Genomic DNA, 13271 nt, shown 5'->3' with positions numbered 1-13271 from the left:
ACCCATGAAGCCGACGAAGTCTCACCCCGTCATCCCCGTCAGCCAGCTAAAACCTGGCATGTACGTCATTGCCATTGCCAGCCAGACCGGCGCCATGGAGATTGCCCAGACCGGTATGGTGACCAACCCCCAGCAGGTGGAGGCGCTGATCCGGCGCGGCGTGCTGACGGTGCGGGTGGATCTTGCCCGCAGCAAGCTGCCGGGAGGGGGCTCGGCAAGCCCGGCGGATGTGGTGACAAACGGGGCGGGCTCCTCTCGTCAGATCGGCAGTGGTGAAGGGCGCGAGCTCAAGATCCGTCGGCTCTATCAGGAAGCGCGCGAACTCCAGGGCAAGTTCATTCGCCATCTCAAGGCCGGAGAGCCCATCGACATCACGCCCCTTGCCGCCGTGGCCGAAGAGATGGTCGATACCATGTTCACCCACGGCGATGCCATGCTCTGTCTGGCGCGGATCCGTGCCAAGGATGCCTACCTGATGGAGCACTCCATGAATGTCGCCATCCTCCTGGCGAACTTCGGCCGCTACCTGGGGCTGGATCGCAGCGTGCTCAAGGAGCTGACCCTGGGTGGCCTGCTCCACGACGTGGGCAAGATCATGACCCCGGACGAGGTGCTCAACAAACCGGGCAAGCTCACCGATGAGGAGCTGGAGGTGATGCGCGAGCACGTGGTCCACAGCCACGACATCCTGGCCGCCACCGCCGGCATCACCCCCATCATGCTGGAGGTGGCCGCCAACCATCACGAGCGGATCGATGGCACCGGCTACCCGCGGCGCCTCAAGGGGGATCAGCTCTCCCTCTACACCCGCATGAGCGGCATCGTCGATGTCTACGATGCGGTGACGGCAGACAGGGTCTACAAACAGGGCATGCAGCCAACCCAGGCGTTTCGCATTCTGCTCAAGGGGGTTGATCTGCATTTTGATGCCGACCTGGTAACCAGGTTCATCAAGTGCATGGGGGTCTATCCGGTGGGTACCCTGGTGCAGCTATCCAACCAGCGCCTGGCCATCGTGATGCAGCGCAACGAACAGCAACCGCTCAAGCCCGTGGTCAAGGTGATCTATCACGCAGGCCATCGCCATTATCTCGAGGTGCAGTGGCTGGATCTCGCCAAAAACGGGGTTCAGGAGACCATAGAGAGCACGGTGGACCCCAAGGAGTTTGGCATCAACCTGGCCAACTTCGTCTAACCTATCCGGCTTGTTGGCGGCTGCTCGCGGCAATGGCGAATCAGGAACTCCTCATCCAGCGGGGAGAGATCGAAGCGCAGGCAGGCCTCTTCGATGGCCCGGATGTCGTGTTGATGGTGTTCGCTGAGCCAGCGCACCGCGCGGCGCAAGTCTTCACCATGGGGCAGCAGGGTATGGTCGCTCATGGAATACCTCCGATCAGCCATCGACGCCAGCCCGTCAATCCGGGCTCTCACTTTTAGCTTAGCCCGCCCTCACTCGCCCGGCAGACACCTGCGCCCTTGACGGTGCCCACCCTGTAGCAGGTATGCTCGACCCCTTCGGCGCCCTGCCGTGCCGGCGCCGCTCAAACAAGGATGCTGCATGCAAACCAAGGACAAGTGTCTGGCCGCCCTGGTCATTCTCTGCTGGGGACTCAACTTCGTTGCCATCAAGTGGGGGCTGGAAGGCATCCCCCCACTGCTGCTGGGAGCACTGCGTTTCGTCGGAGTCGTCTTCCCCGCCATTCTGCTGGTCCCCAGGCCTGCCATGCCCTGGCGCTGGCTGCTGGCCTATGGCGGTGCGATCAGCCTGGGCCAGTTTGCCTTCCTGTTCTGCGCCATGAAATTCGGCATGCCCGCCGGCATGGCCTCCTTGGTACTGCAATCCCAGGTGGTCTTCACCCTGCTGTTCGCCATGATCTGGCTAGGAGAGCGCTGGCAGCCCCACCACTGGGTGGCACTGCCGCTGGCGGGAGCTGGTCTTTACCTCATCGCCACCCATGGCGAGGGCAACCTCCCCCTCATCGGGTTTGTGCTGACGCTGTGCGCAGCCGCCTGCTGGGGCCTTGGCAACGTCATCAATCGCCAGATAGGTCTGCGCTATCGCACCTCTCTGCCAAGCCTGGTCGCCTGGGGCGGGCTGGTGCCCATCCTGCCCTTCTTCGCGCTCTCCTGGTTGTTCGAGGGGCCCGAACTCATCGCGAGCAGCCTGCTCAACATCCGTTGGCAGGGCGTCTTGTGCGTGCTCTATCTCTCGTTTATCGCCACCTGGCTCGGTTATGGCCTGTGGGGGAGGCTGCTGATGCGCTATCCGGTGGCCCAGGTTGCCCCCCTCTCCCTGCTGGTGCCCTGTGTCGGCATGGTGGCCGCCGCCCTGCTGCTCGATGAACACCCCACTCCCCTGCAATGGCTGGGCTCGGGTCTGGTGCTGCTCGGCTTCGTGGTGCATCTGCTGGGGGGCAAGATGCGCTTCTTGAAGACCCAAACCGAGGATTGACCTCGCCCGGGAAACTTCCCATCATGGGTCAGGCCCTCTTGGGCCCACCCCGTTATTTCGGCAGGACGCCATCATCAGGAGAGCAAGGACATGCGTCATCCGTCACTTTCGATCATCCCCTCTTTACCAGGCATCATGCGGGTCACGGCCATGCTGCTCCCCTTCTGCTGGAGCCCGTTCGGCTGGAGTGCCACCCTGCCGGCAGATCTCAAATGGGAGAGCAACGACACCGATCCCGTCTATGCAGACCCCGAGGCCAAGCGAGGCGGCACCTTCCGGGATTTCATGTCGAGCTTTCCGCTCACCTTGCGCAAATACGGGCCGGATTCCAACGGCGGCTTTGCAGCCTACGTGCGCGAGACCAACCTGCCGCTCCTGAGCACCCATCCCGTGACGCGCAATCCCATCCCCATGCTGGCCAATCAGTGGGCTTTCGGCGCGGATAACAAGACGCTCTATTTTCGCATCAACCCCAAGGCCCGCTGGTCGGACGGCCAGCCCGTCACTGCGGACGACTGGGTCTTCACCCTCAAGATGATGCGCAGCAAGGAGATCAACGACCCCTGGTACAACAACTACTACAGCACCCAGATAAGCGAAGTGACCAAGTTTGACGATCACACCCTCGCCATCACCAGCGGCACCGAGAAGAGCCGGGAAGATCTGCTCGAAGCTCTCCCCTTCACCCCGGAGCCCAGCCACGCCATCAAGCTGACCGCCAACTGGGTCAAGGAGTACAACTGGAAGGTGCTGCCGGTCACCGGCCCCTACCAGATTGGCGAGCTCAAGAAGGGCAAGTCGGTTACCTTCGACCGGGTCAAGGATTGGTGGGGGAACGACGAGCGCTACTTCCAGCACCGCTTCAATCCGGATCGCATCGAGATCAAGGTGCTCAGGGATCAGAACATTGCCTGGCAGCACTTCCTGCGCGGTGAGCTCGACACCTTCCCCCTCGTGATGCCCAACTGGTGGCACGACAAGAGCAAGACCGCCGAATTCGAGAAGGGTTATATCGAGCGGCTCTGGTTCTACAACCAGACGCCTCAGCCCCCCATGGGGCTCTATCTCAACACGGCCGATCCCTTGCTGAGCAATCTCGACGTCAGACTCGGCATCCAGCACGCCCTCGCCCTGGACAAGATGATCGCGACCCTGCTGCGGGGGGACTACCAGCGTCTCAACACCTATGGCTCGGGCCAGGGAGATTTCACCAATACCGACCTCAAGGCGCGCCCCTTCGATCCCGCCCTTGCTCGCGAATTCTTTGCCAAGGCCGGCTTTACCAAGACCGGACCGGATGGCATCTTGCGAAACGACAAGGGCCAGCCCCTCTCCCTCAGCATCACCTACACCACGGCGGAACATGCCCAGCGCCTAACCCTGTTGCGGGAAGAGGCGAAAAAGGCGGGGCTCAACCTCGAGCTCAATCTGATGGATGCGTCTGCCGGCTTCAAATCCATGCTGGAGAAAAAACACCAGAGTGCCTGGATGGCCTGGAGCGGCGGTCGCTATCCCGCCTATTGGGAACACTTCCACAGGGTCAATGCCAACAAGCCCCAGACCAACAACATCATGAACATCGATGACGACAGGATCTCGGCCCTGGTGGAGCAATACGACAAGGCGTTCGATTTCGGCAAGAAGGCCGACCTCTCCCGCCAGATCCAGCAGCGACTCTATGAGCTCGCCAGCTTCGTCCCCGCCTATCAGGTGCCCTATACCCGGGCCGGCGCCTGGCGCTGGGTACGCCTGCCCAAGGTGCCGGCAACCCCCCAGAGCGACTTGCTCTACTGGCCCCTTGACGGCTCCAACTCGGGTTACAGCTTCGGCGGCCTGCTCTGGATTGACGAAGCAGCAAAGGCGCAGACCCGGGCCGCCATCAAAGAGGGGCAGACCTTCCCGCCGGTGACCATCACGGATACCACCTACCAGCAAAAATAGGGCAGCTGGCACCGTCGGCCCCAAAACAAAAGACCCCGCACATTGGCGGGGTCTTTGTTACAACCGGGATGGCACCAGGCAGAGGGCACTCAGCCGCGTTTGGCCTGCTTTTGCGCAATGGCGTCAGCGACGTCGGCCGGGTCCAGCACAATGCCTTCCTGATCCGGTGTCGGGAACACGGCCACGCAGAGATCATCCTGCTCCATGCCGTCCACCCAGCGATCCAGCCACACCTTGAGGGTGATAGACTGCGGCTTGCACTCGGCCCACTCCCCTTCGGCCCAGGCCTTGGCGTAGTCGGGATGCGGCCATACCGGGATGCAGTCTTCCTCTTCGGTCGTCAGCATCATGACGCCGTGTTCGTCGGTCAAGACAAACAGCTCTTCGTGCTCGACCAGCTTGCTGATGAAGTGATCAAAGCGGTAATCGGCGTTCAGTTGCAGCGCGGCATTGCGCTCGGTGTCGCTAAGTTCATAGCTCATCGGTCAAGTCTCTCGTTCAATAAAGGGCGACATGTTCACATCTTGCCGACCCCTTGTCCAGCAGGAGTAATGGGTCATCTGTCTTTCCATCGCCTCACCCCAGCTCGGGGGTCAACAGCCGGAGTCCCGCGGTCTCACCCAGTCGCTCCCTCAGCCAATAGGCGGACTCCACTTCCACAAAGCAGAGCTGATCCCGCCCCGCAGCAACCCCCACCATGATCTGCTCAAGCCGTGCTTGCTGGGCGGTACTCCAGGCAGCAACCAGCTTGCCGCCATGGGCCTCGTCCACCACCTCGCGGCGCAGCTCGAACAGGTTATCGGTGATCGGGCTGTTTATCTTGCTCGGGTGGCGCCAGTACATCTGCAGGTTGTCCAGCATCTCCTCATCGTAGCTTGCCAGCGCATCGAGCTCCGGCGTCTCTTTGCTCTGGGCCGCGAACTCGCACCAGCCTGCCGACAAGGTAGCCAGACTCTGGGCATCCTTGCCATGCTGGCGCAGGGTTGTCACGTCTTCCCCACGAATGGCCGGCAGCCAGAGATCTCCTTGATGTTGCGCCAGGAGAGGGAGCAGCAAGGAGGGAGCATAAACAGGAAAACGGGGACCCAGAGAGTGCAGCAGAGAGACCAGAGTAACAGTGATCATGAGACGCGCCTTGAACAAGATGACCTGGCATCACGCCTGGTCATGAGGGTGAACGAGGGTGCCATTCTAGCATGTTTGCCTTGCTGGGGGCGTTTGCGTCCAGCCGGGCCGGTGATAGATAGCGTCCAAAAAAGCAGCGTTTGAACCAGAGCGGCCCCGATAAAGGCCAATTGTTTGAGCCAGCGCCCACTAAAGAGGCACCGGGGATGCTAGGTTGCATACATCTTTAGCGTAAGGAGTGCATCCATGAGTGGGATCAACCAGGTTTCTGACGATTTTGTGAATGAGCTGAAAATACTGGCGTGTTTTGATCCGGCCAACATGAGCCTGGGGATCAAGCTGCGCAGCGACATGTCGGAAGCGCTTTGCCAGGCGGCAGCGCGCCTGCACAGCCAGGGCCTGATCACCGCAGCAGATGGCGGCTATCTGACCCCTTTCGGCATGACCATGCTGGAGCATCTCCAACACCTGCTGGTCGCACTCAAGCCGAATTGAGCGGTTGTGGTGCCCAGAGCGAGAAGTTGAGCAACTCCCAGCGCTCTCCTTGTCGCAGCAGACAAGCAAACAGCAAAGGACCTTCGGGTCCTTTTATCTTGCCATCGACCAGCCACTCTCCCGCCCGTTTTGGCACCGGCTGTACCCTGATCTCATCGGGTTTCACCGCGTTTCCCAGGCGAACATGTACAAACTGTTGACACACGGACACGGCATCATTCACCGCAGGATCCGGCGTTGGCGTGCTGGCCTGACCGGTCAACGCCACGGTCAGCAAGAGGGAGGAGAGCAGGGTCATGACGCGTATTGAGAAGCCATGAAAACAAAAAGCCGTGGCACCAGAGGTACCACGGCTTTCTTAAATTCTGCAAGAATTACAGAGCAGTTACGTTCTCAGCCTGCGGGCCTTTTTGACCTTGGGTCACAGAGAACTGTACGCGCTGACCTTCAGCCAGGGTACGGAAGCCGTTACCTTGGATGGCGCTGAAGTGAACGAAAACGTCCGGGCCGTTTTCTTGCTGGATGAAGCCAAAACCTTTGGTTTCGTTGAAAAACTTAACGGTACCGGTGATCATGTTAGACATATCTTTAAACCTGTATTCAAAATAATTACTTATGCTTTTCAGCGGGTAAAGCTCAAAAAACGGGATTACTTATGAACAACAGGAAAAGATGTAAAACATCATATTCATTGACATAACTATCGCCCTTTCAAGCTGGTTGAGATTATACGTGCCTTTGTCGATTACGCAAACAAATTTGTACCCCGCCAGCGGCGGGGTACGGCGGTTTAGACCTGTGCCGACTCCAGTGCCTGGACCAGGGCTTTGAGGAAGCGAGCCGCCTCTCCACCGGTGCAGGCTCTGTGGTCAAACGTCATCGACAGAGGGAGTGCACGCACCGGGCGCGCCTCGCCGTGGATGAACACCACCTTCTCGAACAACTTGCCCGCTCCTATGATGGCCACCTGGGGTGGTGTGACGATGGGGCTGGCGTAACGGCCAGCGATGGCGCCAAAGTTGGTGAGAGTGATGGTTGCCCCCTGCAGCATTTCCCGCGGCACAGCACGGGCCTTCACATCGGCGATCATCCGATCCAGCCCCTGCCGTATGTCAGCCGGGTCCCGCTCTGCCACGTTCTCCATCACGGGCACATAGAGCCCATGCTTGGAGTCGACCGCGATGGCCACGTTAACCTCCCTGAACAGGCGCCGCGACAGGGTCTCTCCGTCAAACCACGCGTTCATGGAGGGTTCGGCCCGACACGCCACGCCGATCGCCTTGATGAGGCGCACCGTCACATCTTCATCCGGGCGCCAGTGGCGCAAGTCCACTTCGTCGGTGATGCTCACCGGCACCACAGTCCGGTGCGAGAGCTCCATCGCCTTGGCCATGGCCCGGCGCGAGCCTTTCAGGAATTCGTTGCCGCTCTCCTGCTGGGCCTCGAACGCCTGTTGCACATCCTGCTCGGTCACCATGCCAGCGCTGCCGGTTCCCTTGACCTTGTCGATGTCCAGCCCCAGTTTTTGCGCCAGCAGACGGACCGCTGGCATGGCTTGTACCAGCGTGCCGCCGGGCGCCATGGACCCCACCACGAAATGATCCTCGATATGCTGCTGATGGGCGCTGACCTTGCCAACGACGGTGCCGTCATCCTCGCCCCCTTCAAACTCCACCAGCGGTGCCCCGATGTGGAGGATGTCCCCCTCCTGCCCGCACAATCTTGCGATGACCCCGGCCACCGGTGAGGGCACATCCACCAGCGCCTTGGCTGTCTCCACCGACAGCAGTACCTGATCTACCTGCACCGTATCACCGGCGCTCACCTTCCACTCGACGATCTCGGCCTCGGCCAGTCCTTCGCCCAGATCCGGCAATTTGAAAAATTTCATGACCTGCTCCCCCTCTGCTGGGACATCACCAAACATTGACAGACACCATGGAGCCCTGTGGCCCTGGCACTTGCGCATCCGTACCTGTCGTGCGTCATAGCCACTGGTTCTCCATCAGTTGCCGAGCCGCCTGCGCGATCTCCTGCTCGGTGATGAGGTAATACTCCTCGTTGCGATAGTAGGGGACGGCGGCATCCACGCCGGTGAGGCGTCTTGGCGGCGCCTTGAGGGCAGTCATAGCCTCTTCGGTCACCTGGGACACGATTTCGGCACCCACCCCGAAACTGCCACAGGCTTCGTGTACCACCAGCAGCCTCCCGGTCTTGCGTACCGAGGTCAGGATGCTCTCCATGTCCAGGGGTTTGATGGTGGCAAGATCCAGCACCTCGCACTGGATGTCCTGCTCCGCCAGCAGGTGCGCCGCACGCATGACTTCCTGGATGCAGGCACCCCAGGCCACCACAGTGATGTCCCGGCCGGGACGCAGGGTGAAGCAGACATCCAGCGGCAGGCCGACGCCGTCATCCACCACATCCGACTTCATGGAGCGATAGATGCGATCCGGCTCGAAGAACATCACGGGATCCGGATCCCGAATGGCCGACAGCAGCAGGCCGTAAGCCCGCTTCGGGCTCGAAGGGATCACGACCCGCAGCCCGGGGATATGGGCAAACAGGGCCTCGACGCTCTCGCTGTGGTGCTCGGGTGAATGGATGCCGGCGCCGTAGGGGGAGCGGTAAACGATGGGACAGGTGACGCGGCCACGGGTCCGGTTTCGCATCCGCGCCGCCTGGCAGATGATCTGCTCCATGCCCGGGAAGATGAAGCCCTGGAACTGGAATTCGGCCACGGGTTTGAGCCCCTGGGTCGCCATGCCCACCGCCACCCCGGCGATGAGTCCTTCGGCCAGCGGCGTATCGATGACCCGCTTGAACCCGAATTTATCGCGAAGCCCCACGGTGGCGCGAAACACACCGCCGTTGACCCCCACATCCTCCCCCAGTACCACCACATCAGGATCGCGTGCCATCTCGTGGTGCAATGCCAGATTGATCGCTTCGAGCAGCGTGATATCGCTCATAGTCCCTCCCCGCTCTGCTGCATGCCCTTGGCGATGATGCGCTGGCGCTGGGCAAGATAGGCCTTCGGCAGCTCGGCAAACTGGTAATCGAGCAGGGTCTCCGGCGCCTGGGGCGTGATGGCCTCATAGGCGGCAACGGCGCGTTCCACTTCCCGGCCCACCTCTGCCAGCAGCGCCTGTTCCTGCTGCTCGTCCCACCAGCCCCGTTCAAACATGAACTGGCGCAGCCGCTTGACCGGCTCCCTGGCCCAGGCCGCTTCCACCTCGGCGCCGTCACGATAGCGAGTCGCATCATCGGCGGTGGTGTGATCCCCGAGCCGGTAGCTGACGGCTTCGATAAGCGTCGGCCCCTTGCCGCTGCGAGCCCGCTCGACGGCGGCGCGGGTCGCCTCATAGACCGCCACCACGTCATTGCCGTCCACCTGAAGGCTGCGCACCCCGGCTCCTATGCCCTTCTGGGCCAGGGTGGGCGCGCTCGACTGCAACTTGCGCGGCACCGAGATGGCCCACTGGTTGTTGTTGATGATCATCACCATGGGGAGATGCCAGACACCGGCACAGTTGAGCCCCTCGAGAAAGTCTCCCTTGGAGGTACCGCCGTCACCGATGGTCACCACGGCGACCCTGGGCTGGTTGCGCAGCTTGAAGGCGGCCGCGATGCCGGCAGCATGGGTGATCTGGGTGGCGATGGGAACGCAGATGGGCAAGTCTTCCGACAACTCGCCATCGGCCTTGTAGAAGACACTGCCCCGTTCATCGCCGCCCCAATACTGCAGGTTCTGCTCCATGGGCACGCCCCTCACGTAGAGAGTGGGCATGTCCCGGTAGTAGGGCACATAGACATCCTCTGGCTGCATGGCGAGCCCGACCCCGATTCCCACCGCTTCCGCCCCGAGATGGGAGGGAAAGGTGCCGAGTTTGCCGGTTCGCTGCAGTGCTATCGCTTTCTTGTCGTAACTGCGCACCATCACCATGTTGCGGTAGAAGGTGTGCAGCATCGCCTTGTCCAGCCAGGTCGGCAGTGTCGCGACCGGGCGCCCCTCCTCATCGAGGTAACGAAGGAAGGGGATGTCGACATGGGTCATAACTGGCTCCTTGCCGTTGTCAGCGTCACCACCATGAGGTGACATTTAAAATGTAAACAACATGTTAACCAAAGGGCAACGAGATTCATCCAGGTAAGACCAGTAGAAACTTCTTTTATTTTCGAAGGTAATCGGAATTTTCGGCGAGCATAAACAAAGAAGGGAGCCTGTTCAGACTCCCTGTCATATCGAGTTCGGGATCATACCCATCACCGCCATGCTGCTTGCCACCGCCCGTGGCGCAGGATCAGCATGACAAAAAGGCGTCAATTCACTCCCACAAACGGGTGGGTACCACCAGCAGCATGGTGCGCTGCCCGATGGCCACGTTGGCGTTGGGGAAGACCACCGCCTCCCGCGGTTTCTCTACCCTGTATTGCCGATCCCCATCTTCTGCCAGCACAAAACCCTGGGGAAATTCGGTGAAGTTGTCCACATCGCTGGCAAACAGGAAGCGGAACTGCTCCGACTGCTTGTTGATCACCCGATCTATGGCAAAAAGGGTGAAGTCATCGGCTCGCCAGGGCTCGAGGGCCACCTCATCCCGGGTCACCAGCTCCTGCAATGTCTGGCGCACCTCGATGAAGCGGGTCATGTCGTTTTCACCGAAGGGCCGCACCTTGCCCAGCTCCACCGTAAAGGCATGGGCGCCGTGCTGGTGCGAGCTGTAATAGCTGAAGGTGGTGGTCGGGCCGCTCGAGAGCAGTATGGTGCGCACGCCGCAGGCACCGAGGAAACGTACCTGCTCCTTGCAGTGGGGGCGTTCGTGGGGAAAGGGATAGACGGCAAACTTCTCGTGGCGCGAGCCGCGAATGGCGGTATGGAGATCGTAGTGGTAACGGGGCCTGCCCGAGTCGGCAAAGAAGCGACTCACATACTGCTCCAGACGCATGGCGCGGATGCGCTCCCGGTTGCACAGCCCCTCCCCCTTGCTGTGGGCGCCCGAGAAGAGGCGGTTCATGTTCTCTTCCACCTCCCTCACCCCCTGGTTCATGGCGGCAGGGTTGCCAAAGAGGAAGAGCACCCGGTGACGAACCTTGAGCTCCTCTGCGAGCAACCGGGTCAGCAACTGGTTGCAGATCTCGATGGGGGCTGTCTCGTTGCCGTGGATGCCGCAGGAGAGGACGATGTCCTTGTGCCCGGGTTGCCCCGCCTCGGAAGCGGGTTCCAGGCAGATCACGCCGGTATCCCACACGCTCACCCGGGTACCGTCGGTCAGATTGAAGGCGAAAGGCTCGAGCTGCCACTCATGGCGGCGCGTCAGGGCCAAAAAGTCATGCTGGGGAATCATCCGTCTCACCCTTTAGTCTGGAATGCCATGGCCGGATTATACGCAAGGCAACCGGGCTTAAAATCAGTTTTTAAACAAATTCAAACAGTAAGGATACAAAAATGGTGAAAATGAGTGACAACTCATGCAACAGGATCAAGCGGGGGGAAACACGGAAGAGGGAAAGCGGTGAACGGGTATCGGCAGGTGAAGACAGCATGTCTTCGGCAGACAGGCGGGCAGCATGCCCCTGGGATCAGCAGAAAAACAAGGCATCCATGCCCGGCTGATCAACCACGCCAGAACGGCTTGATGGTCTCTTGATAGCGGTCGGCTTCGTTCAGACCGATGTCCTTGAGCAGGTAGGCGGGCAGCTCGGAGAGCTGGCGACGGCTGCGGCTGCGTTCCAGCCAGGTCAGGACGGTCATCTTGACGCGAGCAACCAGATTCGATTCGCTGGAATGCTGGTAACCGGCTTCGGTATAAGTCATGTTGGCCATGATATGGCTCCTCTCTCTCGTTCTGCGCAAGGCTCGGATTTGATGCGCAAAGCTTAGTCAGGGCGGGGAGGTGCCTCAATTGACGAATTTTGATACATGACATTAGTAAAAGTAATGGTTGATATCGCCAGGGCAGTAACAATAACCATATGATTTTAAAATGAAATAATGCTAAAACTTTCCCCCTGGCAGCCTGACAGCATTTTCTCCTGCGCCACCCACTTCTAACTATGCACTTTCCCACGCTAGCTATGCACGGCACGACACCGAGTCAGCAGGGTGCAAACTCTCGGTCACCAGGGTTTGTTAACAAATAGATCGCAACAAGATCGTTATTTAACAAAAAGATACGAACAGGCAACCTGAACCGGATGCCCCCATGTCACCCCCATCGTCAGGGTGGCACCGGACACTTGGCACCCTGCCATCATACTGGTATGGTTATTTATACAGTGGTTTATCATGCTGCCTTCCCACGTTGTCCCAACACCATGCTGAACAGGGGAGCGGCACACACACAGGATCTGCCGATGGACACCTTTACCCCCACCGCCGCCCTGCGTCAACAGATGGCCCTGCTGGAGGCGTCGCTGGCACGCCTTGCCCGGCAACTGGGCCAGCTCGACCTGCTGGAGGCTCATGTCTATCCCCTCCCGGCCGTGGCCCAGGGGGAAGAGCATGAGCCCATCGAGGCCATCGAGGTGGGCTATCTCTCGGGCGAGGCGGCCCTGGCCGCCACCCTCGCCGCCTTTCAGGACCACAGCGCCCGCCCCGGCTGCTCCACCAAGGCGACCCACCGTCTGCCCGGCTGGCTGCGCTTTCCTGCCGCCAGCGCCAGGGAGCTGGCCCCCGTCATCGAGGAGATCAACGCGCACAAGCTCGCCTTCAAGGCCATGGTGCAGGCGGCGGGCGGGCGGGACGAGAAGTTCGAGCTGGTGCACGGTGCCCTGCCCGGTGTCATCACCCTGCAGGTCTATCGCAAGCTGACCTGGCTTCGGGGGGATCTGCATTCGCTGGGCTTCACCTGGGCCGACAAGCAGAGCATCAGCCGCCTCAGCCGGGAGCAGGTACTGGAGATGCTGGAGCGCAGCCGCCGGTATGTACCGGCGCTCTTTGACAACGAAGAGTGGAGCAAGATGGTGGATCAGGAGGTATACGACATTCGCCGCCTGCCAGCGGATGCCGCCCTGCGGATCCGCAGGCCGGTCAAGACCCACCCCATGATCAACCTGCTCTGGCAGGACCGGGAGCCCCGCAAGCAGCAGATCAAGGCGAGCCTTCCCCTGCTGCTCTGCTCCGATACCCAGCCGGCCGTCGCCCATCTGGGCCACTACCCGCCCAAGCTCCGCCAGGCACGCCGGGATCGCAAGATTGGCGGTGACCCCATCATAGAGCGGCTGCACCTCTACCTCTATCAGGGGTAGCGCAGGC

The 13271-nt window shown here is 60.7% G+C and carries 15 protein-coding genes; 5 read left to right on the top strand and 10 right to left on the bottom strand.

Features of this window, described 5'->3' with window-relative positions; all coding sequences use genetic code 11:
- The first annotated feature begins 4 nt into the window (after positions 1-4).
- Positions 5-1195 carry an HD-GYP domain-containing protein gene (locus BN1120_RS18835; protein ID WP_041214868.1) on the top strand — a complete coding sequence of 397 codons (1191 nt, stop codon included), beginning with the start codon at positions 5-7 and terminating at the stop codon, positions 1193-1195.
- On the opposite strand, the gene BN1120_RS18830 is transcribed toward BN1120_RS18835, so the two are convergent.
- Positions 1192-1380 (bottom strand): hypothetical protein, encoded by a 189-nt coding sequence (locus BN1120_RS18830; protein WP_042017535.1) that lies wholly within the window; start codon positions 1378-1380, stop codon positions 1192-1194. The two genes, BN1120_RS18835 and BN1120_RS18830, sit on opposite strands and share 4 nt — an antisense overlap.
- Before the next feature lie 178 nt (positions 1381-1558).
- On the opposite strand from BN1120_RS18830, the gene BN1120_RS18825 reads away from it, so the two are divergent.
- Together BN1120_RS18825 and BN1120_RS18820 are read left to right on the top strand one after the other, a co-directional pair.
- Positions 1559-2452, top strand: a complete 894-nt coding sequence (locus BN1120_RS18825; RefSeq protein ID WP_042017534.1) for an EamA family transporter — start codon at positions 1559-1561, stop codon at positions 2450-2452.
- A gap of 135 nt (positions 2453-2587) precedes the next feature.
- Positions 2588-4393 (top strand): extracellular solute-binding protein, encoded by a 1806-nt coding sequence (locus tag BN1120_RS18820; protein WP_197713281.1) that lies wholly within the window; start codon positions 2588-2590, stop codon positions 4391-4393.
- An 89-nt stretch (positions 4394-4482) separates the two neighbouring features.
- Here BN1120_RS18820 and BN1120_RS18815 read toward each other — a convergent pair whose 3' ends face one another.
- Positions 4483-4875: a DUF2750 domain-containing protein gene (locus tag BN1120_RS18815; protein ID WP_010675308.1), complete on the bottom strand. Its 393-nt coding sequence runs from the start codon at positions 4873-4875 to the stop codon at positions 4483-4485.
- A 94-nt stretch (positions 4876-4969) separates the two neighbouring features.
- Positions 4970-5518, bottom strand: a complete 549-nt coding sequence (locus BN1120_RS18810; RefSeq protein ID WP_010675309.1) for a hypothetical protein — start codon at positions 5516-5518, stop codon at positions 4970-4972.
- A gap of 246 nt (positions 5519-5764) precedes the next feature.
- Between BN1120_RS18810 and BN1120_RS18805 the strand changes: the two genes are divergently transcribed.
- Entirely contained in the window at positions 5765-6013 is a 249-nt protein-coding gene (locus BN1120_RS18805) for a TIGR02647 family protein (protein WP_010675310.1), read from the top strand.
- Here BN1120_RS18805 and BN1120_RS21090 read toward each other — a convergent pair.
- The 7 genes from BN1120_RS21090 to BN1120_RS18770 all read right to left on the bottom strand — a co-directional run bounded on the left by BN1120_RS21090 (position 6000) and on the right by BN1120_RS18770 (position 11840).
- Positions 6000-6311 (bottom strand): hypothetical protein, encoded by a 312-nt coding sequence (locus BN1120_RS21090; protein ID WP_111736037.1) that lies wholly within the window; start codon positions 6309-6311, stop codon positions 6000-6002. The genes BN1120_RS18805 and BN1120_RS21090 overlap by 14 nt on opposite strands.
- 76 nt (positions 6312-6387) lie before the next feature.
- On the bottom strand, positions 6388-6597 hold the full coding sequence (locus BN1120_RS18795) for a cold-shock protein (protein ID WP_005302803.1): 210 nt from the start codon (positions 6595-6597) through the stop codon (positions 6388-6390).
- Between the two features lie 206 nt (positions 6598-6803).
- Complete coding sequence (locus BN1120_RS18790) at positions 6804-7904, bottom strand: dihydrolipoamide acetyltransferase family protein (protein WP_042017529.1); 1101 nt, start codon at positions 7902-7904, stop codon at positions 6804-6806.
- Positions 7905-7998: 94 nt separating this feature from the next.
- The gene (locus BN1120_RS18785) at positions 7999-8985 is read right to left on the bottom strand and encodes an alpha-ketoacid dehydrogenase subunit beta (RefSeq protein ID WP_010675313.1); all 987 of its coding nucleotides are present in this window, start codon (positions 8983-8985) and stop codon (positions 7999-8001) included.
- On the bottom strand, positions 8982-10070 hold the full coding sequence (gene pdhA, locus BN1120_RS18780; protein ID WP_042017528.1) for a pyruvate dehydrogenase (acetyl-transferring) E1 component subunit alpha: 1089 nt from the start codon (positions 10068-10070) through the stop codon (positions 8982-8984). The genes BN1120_RS18785 and pdhA overlap by 4 nt, the downstream gene beginning before the upstream one ends.
- Before the next feature lie 271 nt (positions 10071-10341).
- Positions 10342-11361, bottom strand: a complete 1020-nt coding sequence (astE, locus tag BN1120_RS18775) for a succinylglutamate desuccinylase (protein ID WP_041213176.1) — start codon at positions 11359-11361, stop codon at positions 10342-10344.
- Positions 11362-11630: 269 nt separating this feature from the next.
- Positions 11631-11840 carry a DUF1127 domain-containing protein gene (locus BN1120_RS18770; protein ID WP_042017526.1) on the bottom strand — a complete coding sequence of 70 codons (210 nt, stop codon included), beginning with the start codon at positions 11838-11840 and terminating at the stop codon, positions 11631-11633.
- Positions 11841-12370: 530 nt separating this feature from the next.
- Here BN1120_RS18770 and BN1120_RS18765 point away from each other — a divergent pair.
- The gene (locus BN1120_RS18765) at positions 12371-13264 is read left to right on the top strand and encodes a DNA replication terminus site-binding protein (RefSeq protein WP_042017524.1); all 894 of its coding nucleotides are present in this window, start codon (positions 12371-12373) and stop codon (positions 13262-13264) included.
- The last annotated feature ends 7 nt before the right edge of the window (positions 13265-13271 follow it).

Origin of the sequence: Aeromonas caviae (assembly GCF_000819785.1) — a bacterium.
In the GTDB taxonomy this organism is placed as follows: Bacteria; Pseudomonadota; Gammaproteobacteria; order Enterobacterales; family Aeromonadaceae; genus Aeromonas; species Aeromonas caviae.
This window is presented reverse-complemented; position numbering and strand designations above follow the sequence as displayed.

Coding starts and splice junctions, on each gene's coding strand:
- BN1120_RS18835 (WP_041214868.1), top strand. CDS start 5: ATGAAGCCGACGAAGTCTCACCCCGTCATCCCCGTCAGCCAGCTAAAA.
- BN1120_RS18830 (WP_042017535.1), bottom strand. CDS start 1,380: ATGAGCGACCATACCCTGCTGCCCCATGGTGAAGACTTGCGCCGCGCG.
- BN1120_RS18825 (WP_042017534.1), top strand. CDS start 1,559: ATGCAAACCAAGGACAAGTGTCTGGCCGCCCTGGTCATTCTCTGCTGG.
- BN1120_RS18820 (WP_197713281.1), top strand. CDS start 2,588: ATGCGGGTCACGGCCATGCTGCTCCCCTTCTGCTGGAGCCCGTTCGGC.
- BN1120_RS18815 (WP_010675308.1), bottom strand. CDS start 4,875: ATGAGCTATGAACTTAGCGACACCGAGCGCAATGCCGCGCTGCAACTG.
- BN1120_RS18810 (WP_010675309.1), bottom strand. CDS start 5,518: ATGATCACTGTTACTCTGGTCTCTCTGCTGCACTCTCTGGGTCCCCGT.
- BN1120_RS18805 (WP_010675310.1), top strand. CDS start 5,765: ATGAGTGGGATCAACCAGGTTTCTGACGATTTTGTGAATGAGCTGAAA.
- BN1120_RS21090 (WP_111736037.1), bottom strand. CDS start 6,311: ATGACCCTGCTCTCCTCCCTCTTGCTGACCGTGGCGTTGACCGGTCAG.
- BN1120_RS18795 (WP_005302803.1), bottom strand. CDS start 6,597: ATGTCTAACATGATCACCGGTACCGTTAAGTTTTTCAACGAAACCAAA.
- BN1120_RS18790 (WP_042017529.1), bottom strand. CDS start 7,904: ATGAAATTTTTCAAATTGCCGGATCTGGGCGAAGGACTGGCCGAGGCC.
- BN1120_RS18785 (WP_010675313.1), bottom strand. CDS start 8,985: ATGAGCGATATCACGCTGCTCGAAGCGATCAATCTGGCATTGCACCAC.
- pdhA (WP_042017528.1), bottom strand. CDS start 10,070: ATGACCCATGTCGACATCCCCTTCCTTCGTTACCTCGATGAGGAGGGG.
- astE (WP_041213176.1), bottom strand. CDS start 11,361: ATGATTCCCCAGCATGACTTTTTGGCCCTGACGCGCCGCCATGAGTGG.
- BN1120_RS18770 (WP_042017526.1), bottom strand. CDS start 11,840: ATGGCCAACATGACTTATACCGAAGCCGGTTACCAGCATTCCAGCGAA.
- BN1120_RS18765 (WP_042017524.1), top strand. CDS start 12,371: ATGGACACCTTTACCCCCACCGCCGCCCTGCGTCAACAGATGGCCCTG.